Below are 14,412 nucleotides of genomic sequence, written 5' to 3'. Positions count from 1 at the left end.
CCACCCTAGGGCGCGCGCCTACCGCGCACTGTCGGTGCCGGCGCCTAGCGTCGCCACCATGAGCAGGGCCCGTGCGCAGACCGTCACCAGCACCCCGCCGCGGGAGGCGCAGCTGAGCTTCGACGAGCTGGGCCGTCCGCTGCGCGACCTCACCTTCTGCGTGGTCGACCTCGAGACGACCGGCGGCTCGGCGGCGCACGGGGCGATGATCACCGAGATCGGCGCGGTCAAGGTGCGCGGCGGCGAGGTGCTCGGGGAGTTCCAGACCCTGGTCAACCCGCACACCACCATCCCGCCGTTCATCTCGGTGCTCACCGGCATCACCAACACGATGGTCGCCGACTCCCCCGGCATCGAGTCCGCACTGCCCGCCTTCCTCGAGTTCGCCGCCGGCTGCGTGCTGGTGGCCCACAACGCGCCCTTCGACGTCGGCTTCCTGCAGCACTTCGCCGCCGAGCAGCAACGCCCCTGGCCGCGCTTCGAGGTGGTCGACACCGCCAAGGTCGCGCGCCGGGTCATCACCCGCGACGACGCCCCCAACTGCAAGCTCTCCTCCCTGGCCCGTCTCTTCGGCGCCGAGACCACGCCCAACCACCGCGCGCTCGCCGACGCCCGCGCCACCGTCGACGTGCTGCACGGGCTCTTCGCCCGCCTGGGCAGCGTCGGTGTGCAGACCCTCGAGGAGCTGCAGACCTTCTCCGCGCGCGTCAGCGCCGCCCAGCGCAAGAAGCGCCACCTCGCCGAGCAGCTGCCGCACGCGCCGGGCGTCTACCTCTTCCGCGACGACCACGAGCGGGTGCTCTACGTCGGCACCTCCCGCGACCTGCGCACCCGTGTCCGCTCCTACTTCACTGCCTCCGAGACCCGCTCGCGCATGGGCGAGATGGTGCGGCTGGCCGACCGTGTCGACCACGTCGAGTGCGCGACCCCTCTCGAGGCGCAGGTGCGCGAGCTGCGCCTGATCGCCGAGCACAAGCCGCGCTACAACCGGCGCTCCCGCTTCCCCGAGAAGATGCACTTCCTCAAGCTCACCCGCGAGCCGTGGCCGCGGCTCTCGCTGGTCACCCGGGTCCTCGAGGACGACGCCGACTACCTCGGCCCGTTCTCCTCCAAGCGCGCCGCCGAGAGCTGCCTGTCGGCGCTGCACGAGACGTTCCCGGTGCGCCAGTGCACCGACCGGCTGGCACGCCGACCCTCGCGCAGCGCCTGCGTGCTCGCCGAGATGGGCAAGTGCCTGGCGCCCTGCGACGGCAGCGTCGACGAGCTGTCGTACGCCGCCCTCGTGCGCCAGCTGCGCGACGCGCTGCTGCGCCGTCCCGACGACGTCGTGGAGACCATCAACCACCGCATGAGCCTGCTGGCCGCCGACGAGCGCTTCGAGGAGGCCGGCTCCCACCGCGACCGGCTCGCCTCCTTCGTGCGCGCCGCGGCCCGCACCCAGCGGCTCAGCGCGCTGACCGGCTGCCCCGAGGTGGTGGCCGCACGCCGCGAGGACGACGGCCGCTGGGCGGTGCACGTGGTGCGCCACGGCCGGCTCGCCGCCGCCGGGGTGATCCCGGCCGGTGCCGACGCCCACGCCTACGTCGACCAGCTGCGCGCCGCGGCCGAGACCGTGCGCGACGCCCCCGGCCCGGTGCCGGCCGCCAGCGCCGAGGAGACCGAGAAGATCCTGCGCTGGCTCGAGCTCGACCAGGTGCGCCTGGTCGAGGTCACGGGCGAGTGGGCCTGCCCGGTGGCCGGGGCGACCCGCCACCTCGCGGTGCACGACGCGGTCGCCGAGTCGCGGCGCCGGCTGGTGCCCGACGACGAGCGCCGCCCGCTCGCCACCGCCCACCGTCCCGCGCGCTGAGGCGCTACGGTGACCTGCGTGATCACCGCCATCGTCTTCGTCAAGGCCGACGTCGCCCGCATCCCCGAGGTGGCCGAGCAGATCGCCGCCCTCGAGGGGGTCTCCGAGGTCTACTCCGTCACCGGGCAGATCGACCTGATCGCCCTGGTCCGGGTCCGTGACCACGACGAGGTCGCCAGCGTCGTGGCCGACACCCTCAACAAGGTCCCCGGCGTGACGTCGACCGAGACCCACATCGCGTTCCGCGCCTACTCCCGCCACGACCTCGAGAGCGCCTTCTCCCTCGGGCTCGACTGAGACCGCCCGTGGACCTCCTGGCCGACTACTGGCTCGACGTACTCGGCTGGGGCGGCAGCGCCCTGCTGGTCTTCTCGCTGATGCAGCAGCGGGTGCTGCGCTTCCGGGTGCTCAACCTCGCCGCCGGGGTCGCGCTCCTGGTCTTCAACGCCATCATCGAGGTCTGGCCGATGGTCGGCCTCAACGCGGTCACCAGCGCCATCAACGTCTGGTTCCTGGTCAAGCTGCTCGGCCACCGCCACGACGACCACGTCTTCGAGGTCCTCGAGGTCCGCGCCGACGACGTCTACCTGCACCACGTGCTGCGCACCCACCGGGCCGACATCGCCCGCTTCCAGCCCGACTTCGACGGCCGGCCCGACCCCCACGACGACCACGCCTTCCTGGTCCAGCGCGGCGACGAAACCGTCGGGGTCGTGGTGGTGCGGCGCGAGGGCGACCTGGGCGACGTGGCCCAGGTGCGCCTCGACTACGTCACCCCGCGCTTCCGCGACTTCACGCCCGGCGAGTTCGTCTGGCGGCGCAGCGACGCGCTGCGCGAGCTCGGCTTCCGCCGCGTGGTCACCGCCCCCGGCATGGTCGGCGCCTACTACGACCACCTGGGCTTCCACCGCGAGGGCGAGGCCTACGTGCTCGACCTCGCCCCCGCCTGACCGCCGACCCGGCCCAAACTTCACGCTGACCCGGCCCGAACTTCGCGTCGAGCCGGCCTGAATCTCCCGACGAGTCGGCCCTCTCCAGCACCCCCCGGGGTCCCGACCAGCCCGCGCGAAGTTCAGGCCGGGTCGGGGCGAAGTCCGGGCCGACTCGGGGGGAAGTTCAGGCCGACTCGGGGGGAAGTTCAGGCCGGGTGGGCGGGATATTCAGGCCGGGTCAGCGGGAGACCTCGACCCAGCGCTGCAGGGTCGAGGCGGCGGCGCCGGAGTCGACGGCGCGGGCGGCGCGCTCGATGCCGGCGGCCAGGGCCGGCAGCGGGTCGGCGGCGGGCTCGTCGTGCACGGCCAGGGCCGCGCCGGCGTTGAGCAGCACCGCCTCGCGCACGGGCCCGCGCTCCCCCGCGAGCACGCGTCGTACGACGTCGGCGTTGTGGGCCGCGTCGCCGCCGCGCAGGTCGTCGGTGGTCGCCGGGGCGAGGCCCAGCGCCGCCGGGTCGACCGTGGCGGTGCGGACCTCGCCGTCGTGGACCACCCACAGCGACGAGGTGGTGGTCGTGGTCAGCTCGTCGAGGCCGTCGTCGCCGCGGAAGACCCAGGCGTCGACGCCGCGGCGGGCGAAGACCCCGGCCATCAGCGGCGGCTTGCCGGCGTAGGCGCAGCCGATGGCCTGGGCGGCCGGGCGCGAGGGGTTGGCCAGCGGGCCGAGCAGGTTGAAGGTGGTGCCGATGCCGAGCTCGCGCCGCGGCACGGCCGCGTGGCGCAGCGCGGGGTGGAAGGCGGAGGCGAAGCAGAAGGTGATGCCGGCCTCCTCAGCGACCTCGGCCACCCGGGCGGCCGGCAGGTCGAGGCGGACCCCGAGCACCTCGAGCACGTCGGCGGTGCCGGAGGTCGAGGAGGCCGAGCGGTTGCCGTGCTTGACCACCCGCGCGCCCGCACCGGCGGCGACGATCGCGGCCATGGTCGAGATGTTCACCGACATCGACCGGTCACCACCGGTGCCGACGACGTCGAGGGTGCGCCCCGGCACGCTCAGCGGCGTGGCGACGTCGTACATCGCCTCGACCAGGCCGAGCACCTCCTCGATGCTCTCGCCCTTGGCGCGCAGCGCGACGGCGAAGCCGGCGATCTGGGCCTCGGTGGCCTGGCCGGCGAGGATCTCGCCCATCGCCCACCCGGTCTGGGCGGCGCTCAGGTCCTCCCCCGCGACCAGCGCGCCCAGGACCTCGGGCCAGGCGCCCACGCTCAGGCGGTGGTGGCGGGCACGCGGGCGCGCAGCAGCGCGACCACGGCCTCGGCCAGCTGGAGGGGGTCGATCGGGTGCGGCACGGCCGCCTCCGCGCGCGACCAGGTGGCCAGCCAGGCGTCCTGGGGGCGGCCGGTGAGGACGACCACCGGCGGGCACTGGTGGATCTCGTCCTTGAGCTGCTTGGCGATGCCCATGCCGCCGGCGGGCACGGCCTCGCCGTCGAGGATCGCGAGCGAGATGTGGCCGGCGTCCATGTTCTGGATGACGACCGGCTCGGTGGCGACCTCGACGTACTCCAGCTCGGGCAGGTCCGGGTGCGGGCGTCGGCCCAGCGCCAGGATGACCTGCTTGCGGGTGTTGACGTCGTCGCTGTAGACGAGCACCTTCAACGGCGTGCGGGAGGCAGTGGTGTCGCTCACGCCGGCGATGCTACCCGTCGCCGGTGCGGGCGGACGCCGCGGCCTGCTCGCGCGCCTCCAGCCTGTCCAGGCGCCGGTCCTCGCGCTTGGCCTCGGCCATCGAGGAGCGCACCCACTGGGTGAAGAGCACCGCGAAGAACGTCAGGGCGATCAGGTCGCCCGAGCCCCACAGGATGCCGCCGGCCAGCTCCTGGTCGTCGTAGGGGTCGGGCAGCCACGAGCCCATCGACCCCTCGCGCAGGCGCGGGTAGTAGTCGCCGCCCAGCAGGGTGGACTGGCCCATGATCGTGACGCCCAGGAAGGCGTGGAAGGGCAGCGTGAGCACCGTGAGCAGCATCCGGAAGGGGTAGCCGTGGCGACCGGGCAGCGGGTCGATGCCCACCAGCGGCCAGAAGAACAGCGCGCCCACCGCCACGAGGTGCACGTGCATCATCTCGTGCACGAGGACCGACTCCAGCGAGGCGCGGTACCAGTCGGTGAAGTAGAGCGCCCACGGCGAGACGATGTAGAGCAGGAACGCCAACGGCGCGAAGGAGAGCACCTTGGCCAGGCGCGAGTGCAACAGCGCCAACAGCCAGCCGCGCGGGCGCCGCGGCAGCGTGCGCAGCGCGAGGGTCACCGGGGCGCCCAGCGCCAGCGCGAGCGGCACCAGCATCGACAGGGTCATGTGCTGGACCATGTGCACGCTCAGCAGCGTCGTGTCGTACGCCGCCAGCCCCGAGGCCGTCGCGAAGTAGAACGAGCCCATCCCCCCGCACACGAAGGCGACGGTGCGCCCGACCGGCCAGTTGTCCCCGCGGGCGCGCAGACGCTGCACGCCCAGCAGGTAGAGGCCCACCACCCAGGCGGTCGCGACCGTGGGCACGGGGGCCAGCGACCACTGCCCGAGGACCTCTCCCAGGGAGAAGGCGGGCAGGTCGGCCCCGACGGTCATCGCGAGCACGGCGAGACCTCCTGCGAGGGGGCTGGAGCGGGGAACGGCACGTTGTGAACTTTATGACCCGGCGCTAACCGGGGGTCGGGGTGACCTCGTTCAGATCGCAGGACATAATGCTCCTGTGGCGACAGCGGCAACCCTCCCAGCATCCCGTCTGCACGGGCACCACGACCGACCCAGCATGGTCAGTGTCGGGACCATCATCTGGCTCTCGAGCGAGCTGATGTTCTTCGCGGCGCTCTTCGCGGCGTACTTCACGATCCGCTCGGTCAGTCCGGACCTGTGGGAGCAGAACACCCAGCTCCTCGACGTGCCCTTCGCACTGGCCAACACCACGATCCTGGTGCTGTCATCGTTGACCTGCCAGCTCGGCGTCTTCGCCGCCGAGCGCGGCCAGGCGGGGCGCACCGGCTCGCTGCTGCAGTTCAAGCTGTGGGGCCTGCGGGAGTGGTTCATCCTGACCTACCTGATGGGCTCGGTCTTCGTGGCCGGCCAGGCCGTCGAGTACGCCAACCTCGTGCAGGAGGGCGTCACGATGCAGGACTCGGCCTACGGCTCGATGTTCTACCTGACCACCGGCTTCCACGGCATCCACGTGGCGGGTGGCCTGATCGCCTTCCTCCTCGTGCTGGGGCGCACCTACCTGGCCCGCAAGTTCACCCACGAGCAGGCCGTCAGCGCGATCGTCGTCTCGTACTACTGGCACTTCGTCGACGTCGTCTGGATCGGACTTTTCGCCACGATCTACCTTGTCAAGTAACTCCTGAGTCGCTGCACCCCGAACCCAAGGACCCCCAGTGCGCTTCGTGAACCGCTCCGCCGGTCGCCTCTCCCGTCACCGTCGCGGCCCGTTGGCCGGACTCGTCCTGCTGCTGGTCGGCCTGGTGACCGCCGGTGGTCTCTACACCGCGCTGGCCCCCGCCCAGGCGCAGGACTCCGACACCCTGGCCATCGAGGTCGAGAAGGGCCGCGAGCTGTTCCTCGTGGGCTGCTCGAGCTGCCACGGCCTCAACGGCGAGGGCGTCAGCACCCTCGACGGCAACAACCTCGGCCCCTCGCTCGTCGGCGTCGGCGCCGCGGCGGTCGACTTCCAGGTCGGCACCGGCCGGATGCCGATGGCCCAGCCCGGCGCCCAGGCTCCCCGCAAGCCGGTCACCTACTCGGAGGAGGAGACCGCCCAGCTCGCGGCGTACGTCGCCTCGCTGGGCCCCGGCCCCGCCATCCCCGACGAGTCCGACTACTCGATCGAGGGTCTCGACGACGACGCCAAGGAGGCGGCGGTCGTCCGTGGTGGCCAGATCTTCCTGACCAACTGCACCGCCTGCCACAACTTCGAGGGCTCGGGTGGCGCCATGCCCCGCGGCGGCTATGCGCCGTCTCTCGACGGCGTGGAGTCCAAGTACATCTACGAGGCCCTGCTGACCGGACCGCAGAACATGCCCAGCTTCAGCAACGGCAACCTCGCGCCCGAGGAGAAGCGCGACGTCATCGCCTACCTGAAGTCGCTCGAGGAGCAGCCCGGGTACGGCGGCTTCGGCATGGGCGGCCTCGGCCCCGTGACCGACGGCGTCTTCGCGTGGCTGGTCGGTATCGGCGGTCTGGTCGCCTTCGCGATCTGGATCGCTGCGCACACCACCCGATCGAAGAAGAAGAAGGTGACTTCGTGACGGACATCCAGCACGGCGAGCAGGCCGGCAAGCACCTGCCCGCGACGACCGAGGAGCCGATCGCCAACCCGGGCCTCCCCGAGCACACCTGGCGACCCACCGACGTCGACGACGACGCGGCACGACGAGCCGAGCGCCAGGTCGCGACGATGTTCGGTCTCGCCTCGGTCTTCGCGGTCCTCTTCGTGGTGGCCTACTTCTCCTTCGACGTCGGCGACAGCTGGGAGACGGTGCTGGGCCTCGGCGCCTCGAACATCGCCCTGGGCACCACGCTGGGCATGGCCCTGCTGCTCATCGGCGTCGGGATCATCCAGTGGGCCCGCAAGCTGATGGCCGACCACGAGATGGTCGAGATGCGCCACCCGGCCCGTTCCTCCGACGAGGACCGCGCCGCGACGCTGGCTGCCCTCGACGCCGGGCTCGAGGAGTCCGGCATCGCGCGTCGCCCGCTGGTGCGCAACTCGCTGATCGCCTCGATCACCCTGCTGCTCGCGCCGGCCGTGGTGCTGTTCCGCGACCTGGGCCCCACACCCAGCCAGGCAGCAGCCAGCGGCCCCGACGCGGGCCTCGAGAACACCATCTGGAAGCCCGACATGCGTGTTGTGCGCGATGTCATCGGCACCCCGATCCGCGCCGCCGACCTCGAGGTCGGCGACCTGGTCAACGCCGAGCCCGAGGCCATCTTCCCGACCGAGGAGAACGGCTACCCCGAGATCGAGGGCGTCGAGCTGTACGTGGCGAAGTCGAAGGCCGCGGTCGTCGTGGTCCGGATGGACCCCGACGACGTGATCCCCGGCGAGGGGCGCGACAACTGGTCGGTCGACGGGATCGTCTGCTACTCCAAGATCTGCACCCACGTCGGGTGCCCGATCTCGCTCTACGAGCGCACCACGCACCACCTGCTGTGCCCCTGCCACCAGTCCACCTTCGACCTCGCCGACTCCGGGCGTGTCGTCTTCGGTCCCGCCGGACGGCATCTTCCCCAGCTCCCGCTGGCGGTCGATGCCGAGGGCTTCCTGGTCGCGCAGAGCGACTTCACCGAGCCGGTGGGGCCCAGCTACTGGGAACGTGACCACAAGGACATCGGCGAGCAGGGTGAGGCAGAGCTGTGAGCATGGACACCAGCAAGGTCGCGACGAGCAACAGCTCGGCCGCGACAGCCAAGAAGCCCGGCAAGGCAGGAGTCGTGGCCAACTGGGCCGACGAGCGCCTGGGCCTGGGCACGGCCATGAAGAAGAACCTGCGCAAGGTCTTCCCCGACCACTGGTCCTTCATGCTCGGCGAAATTGCTCTGTGGAGCTTCGTCGTGCTGCTGCTGACCGGTGTCTTCCTGACGTTCTGGTACCGGCCGAGCATGGCCGAGGTGACCTACATGGGCTCCTACGACCAGCTGCGCGGGCTGCACATGTCCGAGGCGATGGCCTCGACCCTCAACATCAGCTTCGACGTCCGCGGCGGCCTGCTGATGCGCCAGATGCACCACTGGGCAGCCAACATCTTCATCGCCTCGATGATGATCCACCTGCTGCGCGTCTACTTCACCGGTGCGTTCCGCAAGCCGCGAGAGCTCAACTGGGTCATCGGCTCGCTGCTGCTGCTGCTGGGCACCCTCGAGGGCTTCACCGGCTACTCGCTGCCCGACGACCTGCTCTCCGGCACCGGCATCCGCGCCGCCGACGGCTTCATGAAGTCGATCCCGGTCGTGGGCACCTACATGTCGTTCTTCCTCTTCGGTGGCGAGTTCCCGGGTGACTCGATCATCCCGCGCCTCTACACCATCCACGTCCTGCTGATCCCCGGCCTGCTGCTGGGGCTGATCGCGGCCCACATGCTGCTGCTCGTCTACCACAAGCACACGCAGTGGCCTGGTCCCGGCCGCACCGAGGAGAACGTCGTCGGCTTCCCGATGCTCCCCGTGTACGCCGCCAAGGCCGGTGGCTTCTTCTTCATCGTCTTCGGTGTCACCGCCATGATGGGTGCGCTGCTCAACATCAACCCCGTCTGGAAGCTCGGCCCCTACGACCCGACCAAGGTGACGGCAGGTTCGCAGCCCGACTGGTACATGGGCTGGCCCGACGGCGCGCTGCGCATCATGCCGGGCTGGGAGACCCACCTGTTCGGCTACACGATCGCCTGGAACGTCTTCCTGCCTGTCATCGTGCTGCCCGGCCTGATGTTCACGATCCTGCTGATGCTGCCGTTCATCGAGTCCTGGATCACCGGGGACAAGCGCGACCACCACCTGCTGGAGCGCCCGCGCAACGCCCCGACCCGGACCGCCATCATGGTCGCGCTGATGACGTTCTACGGCCTGATGTGGGCTGCGGGCGGCAACGACATCATCGCGATCAAGCTCAACCTGAGCATCAACCAGATCACCTACTTCCTGCGGGTAGCGGTCTTCCTGGGTCCGGTGATCGCCTTCATGATCACCAAGCGCTGGTGCATCTCGTTGCAGCGCCACGACCAGGAGAAGCTGCTGCACGGCTACGAGACGGGCGTGATCATGCGCTCCCCCGAGGGTGGCTACAGCGAGCGGCACCTGCCGATCGCCCCGGCCTCGGCCTACACCCTCACCGCGCGCGACCGCGACGAGATGTGGACGCCCGAGGCGGAGACCGACGAGAACGGCGTACGTCGTCCCGGCGGTCGACTCAGCGGCCTGCGGGCCAGGCTCAACAAGGCCTGGTACGCCGACAACGTGCAGAAGCCGACCGCGGCCGAGCTCGAGGAGGCGCACCACCACGCCGAGCACGAGCACGAGCTGCAGGCGCCCCTGGAGGGCCACTCGGCCGACGGCCACCAGTTCGACGGCCACCACGCCGTCGAGGGCGAGACGTTGCGCGGCAGCCACTGAGGCACCGGCACGACACGAAGGCCCCCACCCGATCCGTCGGGTGGGGGCCTTCGTCGTACTCGTCGTGCTGGGGCGGCTCAGCCCAGGGCGGAGCCGGCCCGGTACTCCGCCCAGCCGAGGTTCCAGTCGCCGAAGCCGTTGTCGAGGGTCATCGCCCGGTCGGTGCCGGTGTACTCCACGACGTCGCCGCGCCGGGTCATCGAGTAGAGCCAGGCGGCCTGCTCGGTGCTCAGACCGGTGCAGCCGTGCGAGACGTTGGCGCTGCCCTGGCTGCCGACCGACCAGGGCGCGGCGTGGATGAACTCCCCCGAGCTGGTCAGCCGCATCGCCCACTGCACGTCGGCGATGTCGTAGGCCTCGTCGCCGCCGATGCCGACGGTCTCGGAGTCCATCCGCTTCGACTCGTACTTCTCCATCACCACCTTGGTGCCGGAGCGGGTGGTGAACCCGGCCTTGCCGGTGGTGATCGGGATGGTGCGCAGCAACCGGCCCTCGGAGAAGACCTCCATGGTGTGGCGCTGCGCGTCGATGCGGTAGACGTGGGCCTCCCCCACGGTGAAGGCGACCTCGCGGCTCTCCTGGCCGTAGATCCCTCCCCCGGCGTCGACGCCATTGATGTCGAGGTCGACCACCACCTCGCTGCCGGCCTGCCAGTACTCCTTGGGGCGGTAGTGCGCCTCGGTGTCGCTGAGCCAGTGCCAGGAGCCGGCCTGGCGCGGCGTGGACTCGACGGCCATCTCGGGCTCCATCGCAGCCCGGTCGGTGACCGGAAGGTCGAACTGCACCACGACCGGCATCCCGACCCCGACCGTCTCCCCGGCGGTGCGGAAGCGGCGCTCGCGCACGACCGGCCCGTCGGCGCCGCGCACCCGCGCGCGCACGACGTACGCCGTGCCGGGCTCGAGCCGCTCGGTGGCCCGCCAGGAGCCGTGCTGGCGGCGGCCGGGCACCCCGCCCGCGGGGGAGGTGACCCGCACCCCCAGCAGGTCGCCGCCGGCGGCGTCGACCTCGAGCAGCGTGTCGACCGACACGTCCTGCGCGCGCTTGCGCACGTTGCTGCGCAGCCCGACCGGGGCCGGCCCGGCACCCGTTGGGGCCCGTCCGCACTACGGGTGGCCGGCCCGGTGTGCAGGTGGTCCGCAACCTCGGAGGCACTTTCGTAGGCGCCCAGGACGCTGAGGGAAACCGCCAGCGCGGCCAGGCTGCCGTACGTCGCCGTCGACGGGGCGAGCGCGAGGCACCGGGAGCTCGGAGGTCATGTTGCCGGTTGGTCGACGAGGAGGACACGACGACTCCGCGGCCCGAGGGCGGCGGAGTCGTCGTGGTGGTGCGTCGGGAGGGCGCTCAGTGCGCGTGCTCACCGCGGTAGTACTCGTAGACCAGCCCGGAGGTGGCCACGGCACCCAGAACGGCTCCGATGATGGCCAGCCACCATGCTGTCATCGCAACTCCGAAGACGATCGTGCCGAGGGTCAGCGCGGCCCACAGCGGCCACCAGGAGTACGGCGGGAAGAAGCCCAGCTCTCCGGCGCCGTCGGCGATCTCGGCGTCCTTGCGGTCCTCCGGACGCGGCTCCATCTTCTTGGCGTGGAAGCCGAGGTAGAAGGTGACCATCAGGGTGAGCAGCGTGGTCATCGTCAGGGCGGAGGTGCCCGTCCAGTCGCCACCGGTGTCGCCGGCACTGGTGATGAACCAGTACGCCGGGGTGATCAGCACCAGGAACACGGTGCAGATCGCGAAGATCAAGGCCTCGGCCCTCATCAGCTGTCCTTCCCGTCGTCGGACCGAGTGCCGGTGGACCGACGCTCACCCACGGTCTCTCCGCGCCCGGCCATGTCGGGGGCGTCGGCGAAGCGACCCTCGCGCGCCGCCTCGTTCTGGTCGAGCTCGATGGCCGCGATCTCCGGGTGGTGCAGGTCGAAGGCCGGCGACTCCGAGCGGATGCGCGGGATGGTCACGAAGTTGTGGCGCGGCGGCGGGCACGAGGTGGCCCACTCCAGCGAGCGACCCCAGCCCCACGGGTCATCGACCTCGACCAGCGGTGCCTTGCGCGAGATCCACACGTTGTAGAAGAACGGCAGCATCGACAGGCTCAGCAGGAACGCACCCACGGTGGAGATCTGGTTGAGCAGGGTGAACCCGTCGTCGGGCAGGTAGTCGGCGTAGCGGCGCGGCATGCCCTCGACACCGAGCCAGTGCTGGACCAGGAAGGTCAGGTGGAAGCCGATGAACAGGATCCAGAAGTGCAGCTTGCCCAGCCGCTCGTCGAGCATCCGACCCGTGAACTTGGGCCACCAGAAGTAGAAGCCCGCGAACATCGCGAAGACCACGGTGCCGAAGACGACGTAGTGGAAGTGCGCGACCACGAAGTAGGAGTCCGAGACCTGGAAGTCGAGCGGCGGGCTGGCCAGGATGATGCCGGTCAGACCACCGAACAGGAACGTGGTCAGGAAGCCGATCGACCACAGCATCGGGGTGTCGAAGGACAGCGACCCGCCCCACATCGTGCCGATCCAGTTGAAGAACTTCACGCCGGTCGGCACCGCGATCAGGAACGTCATGCCGGAGAAGAACGGCAGGTTGACCGCGCCTGTGACGAACATGTGGTGCGCCCAGACCGCGACCGAGAGGATCGCGATGCCCAGGGTCGCGCCCACCAGGCCGACGTAGCCGAACAGCGGCTTGCGGCTGAAGACCGGGAAGATCTCGGTCACGATGCCGAAGAACGGCAGCGCGATGATGTAGACCTCCGGGTGGCCGAAGAACCAGAACAGGTGCTGCCACAGGATCGCGCCGCCGTGGGCGGTGTCGAAGACGTTAGCCCCCAGGATGCGGTCCGCTTCGAGCATCAGCAGCGCGCCGGCGAGCACCGGGAAGGCGATGAGCACCAGCAGGCTGGTGATCAAGGTGTTCCACACGAACAACGGCATCCGGAACATGGTCATGCCGGGGGCGCGCATGCAGATGATCGTGGTGATGAAGTTGACCGCGCCCAGGATGGAGCCGAGTCCGGCCATCCACAGACCCATGATCCACAGGTCACCGCCCACGCTGGGGCTGTTGACGGCGTTGGACAGCGGGGTGTATGCGAACCACCCGAAGGAGGCTGCGCCCTCAGGGGTCAGGAAGCCCGATGCGGCGATCAGGCCGCCGAAGAGGAACAGCCAGTAGCTGAACATGTTCAACCGCGGGAACGCGACGTCGGGTGAGCCGATCTGGATCGGCATGATCACGTTGGCGAAGCCGAAGAACAGCGGCGTCGCGAAGAGCAGCAGCATGATCGTGCCGTGCATGGTGAAGAGCTGGTTGTAGAGCTCCTCGTTGACCACCTGCTGGCCCGGGAAAGCCAGCTCGGAGCGGATCACCAAGGCCATCAGGCCACCGATGAGGAACCACGCGAACGAGGTGATCAGGTACATCTTGCCGATCAGCTTGTGATCGGTCGTCGTCATCATCCGCACGGCCAGCTGGCCGAGCGGCTTGCGGGGCTCGCCGGGTGCGGTCGGCCTCTGGGCGGTGGCGGCGCTCACTGGCCCTCTCCTCCGGATCGGGTGGATGCGAGGCCCACCTGGGTGCGGGCGTCCTCGCCTCCGAGGATGGGCAGCTCGGCCTGGACGCCCGTGCTGGCGAGGTTGGAGTCGGCCAGGTCCGCCACGTAGGCGTCGTACTCCTCAGCGCTGACGACCTCGACGTTGAAGAGCATCCGCGAGTGGTAGGCACCGCAGAGCTCGTAGCACTTGCCCTTGAAGGTGCCCTCGGTCGTGGGAGTGACCTCGAAGGAGTTCACGCGACCCGGGATGACGTCCATCTTGATCAGGAACGCCGGTACACCGAAGTCGTGGATCACGTCGGGCGAGTGCAGGTTGAAACGCGTGGTCTCACCGACCGGCAGCACCAACGTGGGGATGTCGGTGAGAGTGCCCGCGAGGTAGGCGTAGCCCTCGTAGGGGAACTCGTCGTCCTCGTTGTCCTCGTCAGCTGCCACGTCGACGGCGCCGATGCCGTGGTTGAAGGTCCACGACCACTTCTGGGCGGTCACCTCGACGATGTTGTCGGGGGCTGGGGACTCCTCGAGCACGATGTCCTGGACCCGGATGGTCTGGGCGAAGAACACCACGACCATCATGATCGGCGCGACCGTGTAGAAGATCTCCAGCGGCAGGTTGTAGCGCGTCTGGACCGGGACCTCGTCGTCGCTTCGCCGGCGGTAGGCGACCACCACCCAGGCGATGAGGCCCCACACGACGACACCGGTGATCAGAGCCGCGATCCACGCGCCCTGCCACAGCGCGAGGGTCGACTCGCCCTGCTCGGTGATGGGCTCTGGCATGGCCAGGCGCTCCCACTCACCGCGGGACTCCGACGAACAACCGGCGAGCAGCACGAGGCCGAGGCCGAGCGTGGCGCCCAGGCCCGCACGACGGGCCGAGGCCCGCCGACGTCCTGGTGCCATCTGGGGGAGCTGCAGACTCACGAACGAGCCT

14 protein-coding genes are annotated in these 14,412 nt (G+C 70.2%); 7 read left to right on the top strand and 7 right to left on the bottom strand.

Annotated features, from left to right (window positions below; all coding sequences use genetic code 11):
• Positions 1–58: 58 nt before the first annotated feature.
• Genes QWJ41_RS10455 through QWJ41_RS10445 form a run of 3 tightly spaced genes read left to right on the top strand, consistent with a single transcriptional unit; the run spans position 59 to position 2,799 of the window.
• Complete coding sequence (locus tag QWJ41_RS10455) at positions 59–1,849, top strand: DEDD exonuclease domain-containing protein (protein ID WP_302707974.1); 1,791 nt, start codon at positions 59–61, stop codon at positions 1,847–1,849.
• A gap of 18 nt (positions 1,850–1,867) precedes the next feature.
• On the top strand, positions 1,868–2,146 hold the full coding sequence (locus QWJ41_RS10450; RefSeq protein WP_193670433.1) for an Lrp/AsnC family transcriptional regulator: 279 nt from the start codon (positions 1,868–1,870) through the stop codon (positions 2,144–2,146).
• 8 nt (positions 2,147–2,154) lie between these two features.
• Positions 2,155–2,799 (top strand): hypothetical protein, encoded by a 645-nt coding sequence (locus QWJ41_RS10445; RefSeq protein WP_302707972.1) that lies wholly within the window; start codon positions 2,155–2,157, stop codon positions 2,797–2,799.
• A gap of 220 nt (positions 2,800–3,019) precedes the next feature.
• On the opposite strand, the gene trpD is transcribed toward QWJ41_RS10445, so the two are convergent.
• The 3 genes from trpD to QWJ41_RS10430 are packed head-to-tail and all read right to left on the bottom strand — an operon-like array spanning position 3,020 to position 5,401.
• Positions 3,020–4,042, bottom strand: coding sequence for an anthranilate phosphoribosyltransferase (gene trpD, locus QWJ41_RS10440; protein ID WP_302707970.1), 1,023 nt, complete (start codon positions 4,040–4,042; stop codon positions 3,020–3,022).
• A gap of 2 nt (positions 4,043–4,044) precedes the next feature.
• Positions 4,045–4,467, bottom strand: a complete 423-nt coding sequence (locus tag QWJ41_RS10435; protein WP_302707968.1) for an Rv3143 family two-component system response regulator — start codon at positions 4,465–4,467, stop codon at positions 4,045–4,047.
• 10 nt (positions 4,468–4,477) lie between these two features.
• Complete coding sequence (locus tag QWJ41_RS10430) at positions 4,478–5,401, bottom strand: cytochrome c oxidase assembly protein (protein ID WP_302708056.1); 924 nt, start codon at positions 5,399–5,401, stop codon at positions 4,478–4,480.
• A 124-nt stretch (positions 5,402–5,525) separates the two neighbouring features.
• Between QWJ41_RS10430 and ctaE the strand changes: the two genes are divergently transcribed.
• From ctaE to qcrB, 4 genes are read left to right on the top strand one after another with little or no spacing between them, the layout of a single operon-like run.
• Entirely contained in the window at positions 5,526–6,164 is a 639-nt protein-coding gene (gene ctaE / locus QWJ41_RS10425) for an aa3-type cytochrome oxidase subunit III (RefSeq protein WP_439117317.1), read from the top strand.
• A gap of 37 nt (positions 6,165–6,201) precedes the next feature.
• On the top strand, positions 6,202–7,071 hold the full coding sequence (gene qcrC / locus QWJ41_RS10420) for a cytochrome bc1 complex diheme cytochrome c subunit (protein ID WP_302707966.1): 870 nt from the start codon (positions 6,202–6,204) through the stop codon (positions 7,069–7,071).
• On the top strand, positions 7,068–8,183 hold the full coding sequence (gene qcrA, locus QWJ41_RS10415; protein WP_193670438.1) for a cytochrome bc1 complex Rieske iron-sulfur subunit: 1,116 nt from the start codon (positions 7,068–7,070) through the stop codon (positions 8,181–8,183). Before qcrC ends, qcrA begins: the two co-directional genes overlap by 4 nt.
• A gap of 2 nt (positions 8,184–8,185) precedes the next feature.
• A complete protein-coding gene (qcrB, locus tag QWJ41_RS10410; protein WP_302707962.1) occupies positions 8,186–9,928 on the top strand; it encodes a cytochrome bc1 complex cytochrome b subunit in 1,743 nt (580 codons plus the stop codon).
• 77 nt (positions 9,929–10,005) lie between these two features.
• On the opposite strand, the gene QWJ41_RS10405 is transcribed toward qcrB, so the two are convergent.
• The 4 genes from QWJ41_RS10405 to ctaC form a co-directional block, all read right to left on the bottom strand.
• Positions 10,006–10,980 (bottom strand): L,D-transpeptidase, encoded by a 975-nt coding sequence (locus QWJ41_RS10405; RefSeq protein WP_302707960.1) that lies wholly within the window; start codon positions 10,978–10,980, stop codon positions 10,006–10,008.
• Positions 10,981–11,272: 292 nt separating this feature from the next.
• The gene (locus tag QWJ41_RS10400; RefSeq protein WP_193670441.1) at positions 11,273–11,689 is read right to left on the bottom strand and encodes a cytochrome c oxidase subunit 4; all 417 of its coding nucleotides are present in this window, start codon (positions 11,687–11,689) and stop codon (positions 11,273–11,275) included.
• Complete coding sequence (gene ctaD / locus QWJ41_RS10395; RefSeq protein WP_439117316.1) at positions 11,689–13,458, bottom strand: aa3-type cytochrome oxidase subunit I; 1,770 nt, start codon at positions 13,456–13,458, stop codon at positions 11,689–11,691. The genes QWJ41_RS10400 and ctaD overlap by 1 nt, the downstream gene beginning before the upstream one ends.
• Positions 13,455–14,402 (bottom strand): aa3-type cytochrome oxidase subunit II, encoded by a 948-nt coding sequence (ctaC, locus tag QWJ41_RS10390; RefSeq protein WP_302707956.1) that lies wholly within the window; start codon positions 14,400–14,402, stop codon positions 13,455–13,457. The genes ctaD and ctaC overlap by 4 nt, the downstream gene beginning before the upstream one ends.
• Between the last annotated feature and the right edge of the window lie 10 nt (positions 14,403–14,412).

It is taken from the genome of Nocardioides cremeus, assembly GCF_030518195.1.
Lineage (GTDB): Bacteria > Actinomycetota > Actinomycetes > Propionibacteriales > Nocardioidaceae > Nocardioides > Nocardioides cremeus.
Note: the sequence above shows the minus strand (reverse complement) of the source record. Positions and strands in the feature narration are given on the sequence as shown.

What these genes read in the sequence shown, in the direction of transcription:
- QWJ41_RS10455 (WP_302707974.1), top strand. Translation starts at nt 59, where the DNA reads ATGAGCAGGGCCCGTGCGCAGACCGTCACCAGCACCCCGCCGCGGGAG.
- QWJ41_RS10430 (WP_302708056.1), bottom strand. Translation starts at nt 5,401, where the DNA reads ATGACCGTCGGGGCCGACCTGCCCGCCTTCTCCCTGGGAGAGGTCCTC.
- qcrB (WP_302707962.1), top strand. Translation starts at nt 8,186, where the DNA reads ATGGACACCAGCAAGGTCGCGACGAGCAACAGCTCGGCCGCGACAGCC.
- QWJ41_RS10400 (WP_193670441.1), bottom strand. Translation starts at nt 11,689, where the DNA reads ATGAGGGCCGAGGCCTTGATCTTCGCGATCTGCACCGTGTTCCTGGTG.